General features: G+C 71.9%; 8 protein-coding genes. 7 read left to right on the forward strand and 1 reads right to left on the reverse strand.

The window, feature by feature from the left end; translation table 11 throughout:
* The first annotated feature begins 360 nt into the window (after positions 1-360).
* The 4 genes from ACFWUY_RS31865 to ACFWUY_RS31880 all read left to right on the forward strand — a co-directional run bounded on the left by ACFWUY_RS31865 (position 361) and on the right by ACFWUY_RS31880 (position 3,992).
* Positions 361-1,014 carry a response regulator transcription factor gene (locus tag ACFWUY_RS31865; protein ID WP_030146958.1) on the forward strand — a complete coding sequence of 218 codons (654 nt, stop codon included), beginning with the start codon at positions 361-363 and terminating at the stop codon, positions 1,012-1,014.
* Positions 1,015-1,017: 3 nt separating this feature from the next.
* Complete coding sequence (locus tag ACFWUY_RS31870; protein WP_384117916.1) at positions 1,018-2,256, forward strand: sensor histidine kinase; 1,239 nt, start codon at positions 1,018-1,020, stop codon at positions 2,254-2,256.
* Positions 2,257-2,651: 395 nt separating this feature from the next.
* Positions 2,652-2,948 (forward strand): DUF4193 domain-containing protein, encoded by a 297-nt coding sequence (locus ACFWUY_RS31875; protein ID WP_003955561.1) that lies wholly within the window; start codon positions 2,652-2,654, stop codon positions 2,946-2,948.
* A 12-nt stretch (positions 2,949-2,960) separates the two neighbouring features.
* On the forward strand, positions 2,961-3,992 hold the full coding sequence (locus ACFWUY_RS31880) for a hypothetical protein (protein ID WP_384117923.1): 1,032 nt from the start codon (positions 2,961-2,963) through the stop codon (positions 3,990-3,992).
* 67 nt (positions 3,993-4,059) lie between these two features.
* Here ACFWUY_RS31880 and ACFWUY_RS31885 read toward each other — a convergent pair whose 3' ends face one another.
* Positions 4,060-4,563 (reverse strand): DUF3093 domain-containing protein, encoded by a 504-nt coding sequence (locus tag ACFWUY_RS31885; RefSeq protein WP_384117931.1) that lies wholly within the window; start codon positions 4,561-4,563, stop codon positions 4,060-4,062.
* A gap of 58 nt (positions 4,564-4,621) precedes the next feature.
* Between ACFWUY_RS31885 and ACFWUY_RS31890 the strand changes: the two genes are divergently transcribed.
* From ACFWUY_RS31890 to ACFWUY_RS31900, 3 genes are read left to right on the forward strand one after another with little or no spacing between them, the layout of a single operon-like run.
* Positions 4,622-5,206, forward strand: a complete 585-nt coding sequence (locus tag ACFWUY_RS31890) for a PaaI family thioesterase (RefSeq protein WP_384117935.1) — start codon at positions 4,622-4,624, stop codon at positions 5,204-5,206.
* Positions 5,206-5,718, forward strand: a complete 513-nt coding sequence (gene dut / locus ACFWUY_RS31895) for a dUTP diphosphatase (protein ID WP_384117940.1) — start codon at positions 5,206-5,208, stop codon at positions 5,716-5,718. The genes ACFWUY_RS31890 and dut overlap by 1 nt, the downstream gene beginning before the upstream one ends.
* Position 5,719: 1 nt before the next feature.
* A complete protein-coding gene (locus ACFWUY_RS31900) occupies positions 5,720-6,484 on the forward strand; it encodes a DUF3710 domain-containing protein (RefSeq protein ID WP_384117947.1) in 765 nt (254 codons plus the stop codon).
* Positions 6,485-6,615: the final 131 nt, after the last annotated feature.

Here is a 6,615-nt window from a genome sequence, read left to right on the forward strand (position 1 = left end):
CATGGGTCCGGTGGCACGGGGGTGTGCCGAGGGTGGGTGGATCACGCACTGCGGTCTCCTGGAGACGGAGAGCGGTAGGTGGCGCGCCACATACAGGGCGTGATCACGGGGTGTGCAGACGTCCTCCCCAGCGCTTTCCTCACAGAAACCTCAACTGGCCCGTGAATCCGGTGAATTCTTGGACCCCGGCCGCGCGCCCCCGCTCCGGGCCCCCGCCCGCCCCCTGGCCCCGCACCGCCGTCTTACAGCCGGTTTACGCGCGTACGGGGCAGGATGGACGCGCACAGTCAGTGCTCAGCTCAGTGCTCAGCTTTCAGCCGTTCCCCTCCGGACCGCGGCTCAACGGGAAGGATGTACGACGTGCGCGTACTCGTCGTCGAGGACGAGCAGCTGCTCGCCGATGCGGTGGCCACCGGACTGCGCCGGGAGGCCATGGCCGTCGACGTCGTGTACGACGGCGCCGCCGCCCTGGAGCGCGTCGGAGTCAATGACTACGACGTCGTCGTCCTCGACCGTGACCTGCCCCTCGTCCACGGCGACGACGTCTGCCGCAAGATCGTGGAGCTGGGCATGCCCACCCGCGTCCTGATGCTCACCGCGTCCGGCGACGTCAGCGACCGTGTCGAGGGCCTGGAGCTCGGTGCGGACGACTACCTCCCCAAGCCCTTCGCCTTCACCGAGCTCACCGCGCGCGTGCGGGCTCTCGGCCGCCGCACGAGCGTGCCCCTCCCGCCCGTCCTGGAGCGCGCCGGCATCAAGCTCGACCCCAACCGCCGCGAGGTGTTCCGCGAGGGCAAGGAGGTCCAGCTCGCGCCGAAGGAGTTCGCCGTCCTCGAGGTCCTCATGCGCAGCGAGGGCGCGGTCGTCTCGGCCGAGCAGCTCCTGGAGAAGGCCTGGGACGAGAACACCGACCCGTTCACCAACGTCGTACGCGTCACCGTGATGACCCTGCGCCGCAAGCTCGGCGAACCGCCGGTCATCGTCACCGTCCCCGGCTCCGGGTACCGGATCTAGTCGATGGCCCCGACATCGGCGCCCCACCCCCAGGCGCCCCCGAAACCGACCTGGGACCCCAGGGACCCGGTCCGCCCCCTGCTGCGCCCCACCATCCGGATACGCCTCACGCTGCTGTACGGCGGGATGTTCCTGATCGCGGGCATCCTGCTGCTCTCGATCATCTACCTCTTCACCGCGCAGGCGCTCACCGACAGTGCGGCCCAGCTGCCCTTCAAGATCGTCAAGGGCGAGGTGCAGCCCACCACCTCCTGGTGCGTCCTGCCCGACACGGGCACCGGAGAGCAGTTCAACGAGGCCGTCTCGGTCTGTCTCCGGCACCAGAGCGACCGGGCCCTGGACGACCTCCTGCGCCGCTCGCTCTTCGCCCTGCTCGGCCTGAGCATCATCGCCTTCGCCTTCGGCTACGCCATGGCGGGACGGGTGCTCTCCCCGCTCGGCCGGATCACCCGCACCGCCCGCCAGGTGGCCGGTTCCGACCTGTCCCGGCGGATCGAGCTGGACGGCCCGGACGACGAGCTCAAGGAGCTCGCCGACACCTTCGACGAGATGCTGGAGCGCCTGGAGCGCGCCTTCACCGCCCAGCAGCGGTTCGTCGCGAACGCCTCGCACGAGCTGCGGACCCCGCTCGCGATCAACCGCACGCTCCTGGAGATCCACATCTCGGATCCCGAGGCGCCACTGGCGCTCCAGCAGCTGGGCAAGACCCTGCTCGCCACGAACGAGCGCAGCGAGCAGCTCGTGGAGGGCCTGCTGCTGCTCGCCCGGAGCGACAACCAGATCATCGAGCGCAAACCCGTCGACCTCGCCGAGGTCGCCTCCCGGGCGGTCGACCAGACACACGCCGAAGCGGTGGCCAAGGGCGTCGAGATCCGGGGCGAGCGCGCTCCGGCGGTCGTCCAGGGCAACGGCGTGCTCCTGGAGCGGATCGCGCTGAACCTGCTGCAGAACGCCGTCCGGTACAACGTTCCGGAGGGCGGCTGGGTGGAGGTCACCACCGAGGTGGATCACGGTCAGGCGGTCCTGGTCGTCTCGAACACGGGCCCCGTGGTCCCCGCGTACGAGATCGACAACCTCTTCGAGCCGTTCCGGCGGCTCAGGCAGGAGCGGACCGGCAGCGACAAGGGGGTCGGTCTCGGCCTGTCGATCGCCCGGTCCGTGGCCCGGGCCCACGGCGGCCGTATCATCGCGGAGCCCCGCGAGGGCGGTGGTCTCGTGATGCGCGTCACTCTGCCGATCTGACAGACTGCACAAGCCGACCGGTTCCGTTCGCTTTGCGCGGAATTCCGAAGCCCTGATCCTGAGACGCTCCTGTGTGATCGATCACAGGGCGGGGCGTCGGGTCCTCCACTCTCCGTGACCGGGAATTCCCTCGGAAAACCAGGAAAAGTCCGGGTTTCCGGGCCCCGGAATGACGGGAAGTACACGGGGTGGCGCCTGTGAGGGAGGCCCGGAGGACCGTGTACGGTCCGGTTCGCCACCCGAAGCCGATCACTCGCGAGAGGACGGGACGGGTGTCGATTGAGTAACAGACCTTGATGTGAGGCAAAATCTCCGCCTCAGGTCGGGCACAAGTCCGACCTCTCACGCGTTACGTGCGCTGGAGACACCGCAACCACCCAGAGGGGGAGAGCGACATGGCAACGGATTACGACACCCCACGCAAGACCGATGACGACGTCGATTCGGACAGCCTTGAGGAACTGAAGGCCCGCCGGAACGACAAGTCGACCTCGACCGTCGACGTCGACGAGTTCGAGGCGGCCGAAGGCCTGGAGCTTCCCGGCGCCGACCTCTCGAACGAGGAACTGGCCGTCCGGGTCCTGCCCAAGCAGGCCGATGAGTTCACCTGCATGAGTTGCTTCCTCGTGCACCACCGCAGCCAGCTGGCCAGGGAGAAGAACGGCCAGCCGATCTGCCGCGACTGCGACTGAGAACGCTCGGCCGTGGCAGGCGACACACCGTCCAGGAAGCGGCGTCCGAGGCTCCCCGGGAGCCCGTGGGCGCACAAGGGCGATCCAGGCCCGGCAGAGGGTGCCCAGGAGGCCCCTGAAGCCGGTCCCTCCGCCTCCCTGCCCTCCCCCGGCGCACGTGACGACGAGCGAGGCCTCCCGGCCTCGCTCGAGGCGGTCACCGAGCCGGACCCGGCGCGCCTGCCGGTGGAGGCGGGAGAGGGCGACGCGCAGGTCGAGACGGCGCGGCAGGACGGACGCTTCGGCGCCGTCCGGCGGCTCGCCAATCCCGCGCGGGCCCAGCTCGACAAGATCAAGATCGATTCCGACCGGATCGACGCCGTCCGCCGCGGCGTCGCTCAGGGCGTCAAGCGCGGCGGAGACAGCGCCAAGGCGGGTCTCGGCCACCTCGCCGACCGGTTGATCGACCTCGCCCCGCGGATCCCCGTCCGCGATCTGGCGACCCTCCGCAAGCAGTTCCCCGGACTCGGCCCCGAGGCGCTCGCCGACAAACTCGTCGCCGGCGCGGCCAACGCGAGCTCGACCGTGGGCGCCGGCGTCGGAGCCGCCGCCATGCTCCCCGTACCCCCGGCCATGCCGGCGGAACTCGCGGCGGAGATCACCGGCGTCGCCGCCGTGGAACTCAAACTCATCGCCGAACTGCACGAGGTCTACGGGCTGCGGCCCCCCGGCCGGATCGGCCAGCGTTCGGCGGCCTACCTGACCTCCTGGGCCGAGGAGCGGGGCATCGACCCCACCAAGCCCACCACGGTCAACGCGGCGCTCGGCGGACAGCTCAAGCGCGAGCTGCGCCAGCAGATCATGAAACGCATGGTGCGCAACCTGCCGATGCTCACGCCCTTCATGGTGGGCGCTGCCGTCGGCGCGGTCATGAACCGCCGCGACACCAAGAAGCTCGCCGAGCACGTCCGCAAGGACCTGCGCCGCCGTCAGGTCCCCTGGGACAGCCTCGGGGAACTGCCCCCGCTGGAACAGCCCGAGAACCCGAAGGAACTGGGCTTCTGAGGCGCGCCCGGAGGCCGGGCGCGCCAAGGGCCCGTCGTGCGGACCGGGCCGTCCTCGCCGCCGGCCGTCAGTTCCCGGCGCCCGCGCGTTCGGCGTCGAGCGCCGCCACCAGCGCCTCCGGCTCGCGGCTGGACAGGTACACGTACGGCGTCGGGTCCGCCGGGTCCGTCACCTCGACCCGTACCGCCCGCGGCACGTAGCTGCGCATCAGCATGAACGCGCGCGGGTCGGCCTTGAACGTGCGCCAGGCGCGCGCCTCCTCCGCGTCGAGCACCTCGGCCGTCCCGAGGGCCGGGACCGGGATCCGCGCCTCGCCCGCCACCAGCGAACCGGCCACCACCCGGATCCGGGCGGAGCCGTACGAGGAGACCGCCACCCCGGCGAGCACCGCCGCCACGATCAGGCCGCCCAGCATCGGCACCGTACCCAGCGGGAACATGACCAGGCCGCCGGAGAGACCGAGCAGGACCACGATGACCCACCACGAACGGGGCGCCGTCAGCCGCTCGTCGAAGCGCGGCGCGGCGGGGAGCGCGGGGGAGGGGGCCGGGGACGGCACGGAAGGCTGCATGCGTCCAAGCCTGCCACGGCGCGACCGGCGCCCACCCGCGCGGGTAAGGTCTGCGGCTGTGACTGCAACATCTGCCGCCCTCACCCCGCCGGCCGACGCCATACCGCCGGTACGCCACCCCGACGCGCCGGCCCCCGGCGAGCTGCTCGGTTCGCACTACGCGTACTGCTTCGGGTGCGGCGGCGGGCAGCCCCACGGCCTCCACCTGGAGGCACGCGCGGGCGAGGGCGTGACCGTCACCGCCGAGTTCACGGTGACCCCCGACCACCAGGGCGCCCCCGGCCTCGCGCACGGCGGCGTGCTCGCCACCGCGCTCGACGAGACCCTCGGCTCCCTGAACTGGCTGCTGCGGGTCATCGCCGTGACCGGGCGACTCGAGACGGACTTCGCCCGGCCCGTCCCGGTGGGCACCGTGCTCCACCTGGAGGCCGCCGTCACCGCCGTGCACGGCCGCAAGATCTTCTCGACCGCCGTCGGCCGGCTCGGCGGGCCCGAGGGCCCCGTCGCCGTCCGCGCCGACGCCCTCTTCGTCGAGGTCAAGGTCGACCACTTCATCGACAACGGCCGCCCGGAGGAGATCCAGGCGGCCATGTCCGACCCCGACCAGGTCCGGCGCACCCGCGCCTTCGAGGTGAACCCCTGATGCGCAACCCTGTCGACGTACTGATCCGGCGGGTCGACCCCGACGTGCCGCTCCCGGCCTACGAGCACCCCGGCGACGCCGGGGCGGACCTCGTGACCACCGAGGCCGCCGTACTGGCCCCCGGTGAGCGCGCCGTGCTGCCCACCGGCATCTCCATCGCCCTCCCGGACGGGTACGCGGCCTTCGTGCACCCGCGCTCCGGACTCGCGGCCCGCTGCGGAGTGGCGCTCGTGAATGCCCCGGGGACGGTGGATGCCGGGTACCGTGGAGAGATCAAGGTGATCGTGGTCAATCTCGATCCGCGCGAGAGCGTGCGGTTCGAACGATTCGACCGGATCGCCCAACTTGTCGTCCAACAGGTCGAGAAGGTGCGCTTCCACGAGGTGGCGGAGCTTCCCGGCTCGGCGCGGGCCGAGGGGGGCTTCGGGTCCACCGGCGGTCACGCCGCCGTGGGCGGCACATCGGGTGGGAATCGATACGCTTCGGTCGTATCCGACCGGGAAGGACAGTGACGTGTTCGGACGTCGCAAGAAGAGCGGTGCCGCAGAGGACGCGGCGGGCGAGGCCGAGCAGGTCGTCGACGCGGTGGACGGCGAGGACGCGGACGGCGCGGCCCCCCGCCGGATGAACCTTCCGCCGGCGCCCCGGCCCGACGGTCCCTGGGACATCTCCGAGGTCACCAGGCCCGAGGAGGGCCGGGTGGACCTGGGCGGTGTCTTCGTGCCCGGAGTCGAGGGCATGGAGCTGCGGGTGGAGGTGGCGGGCGACGCGATCGTCGCGGCCACCGTCGTCCTGCGCGACAGCGCCGTGCAGCTGCAGGCGTTCGCCGCGCCCAAGAACGAGGGCATCTGGGGCGAGGTCCGCGACGAGATCGCCACCGGCATCGTCCAGCAGGGCGGTGTCATCGACGAGGTCGAGGGCCCGCTGGGCTGGGAACTGCGCGCGCAGGTCCCCGTACAGCTGCCGGACGGCAACCGCGGTGTCCAGCTGGTGCGTTTCGTCGGTGTCGACGGGCCCCGCTGGTTCCTGCGCGGAGTGATCTCCGGGCAGGGCGCGGTCCAGCCCGAGGCGGCCGGCCTCCTGGAGCAGATCGTCCGGGACACCGTCGTCGTCCGCGGTGACGGGCCGATGGCCCCGCGCGACCCGATCGTCCTCAAGCTGCCGAACGACGCGCAGATGGTGCCGGACGGCGTGCAGCAGGAGGAGCAGGAGAACTCCCGCTTCTCCGGCGGCATGGGCCAGCTCCAGCGCGGTCCGGAGATCTCCGAGATCCGCTGAGCGGCACCGCCGTCGCAGTCGCCCCGGCCGGGGGGGGGCGGGCCCGGCCCCCCGGGCGGGGGGCGGGGCCCCCCCCGGATGGACCCGCCCCCCCCCCGGGGCGGGGGGGCGGGGCCCGGGGGGGGTAAAAA

The organism is Streptomyces sp. NPDC058664 (assembly GCF_042716635.1).
Taxonomy (GTDB): domain Bacteria; phylum Actinomycetota; class Actinomycetes; order Streptomycetales; family Streptomycetaceae; genus Streptomyces.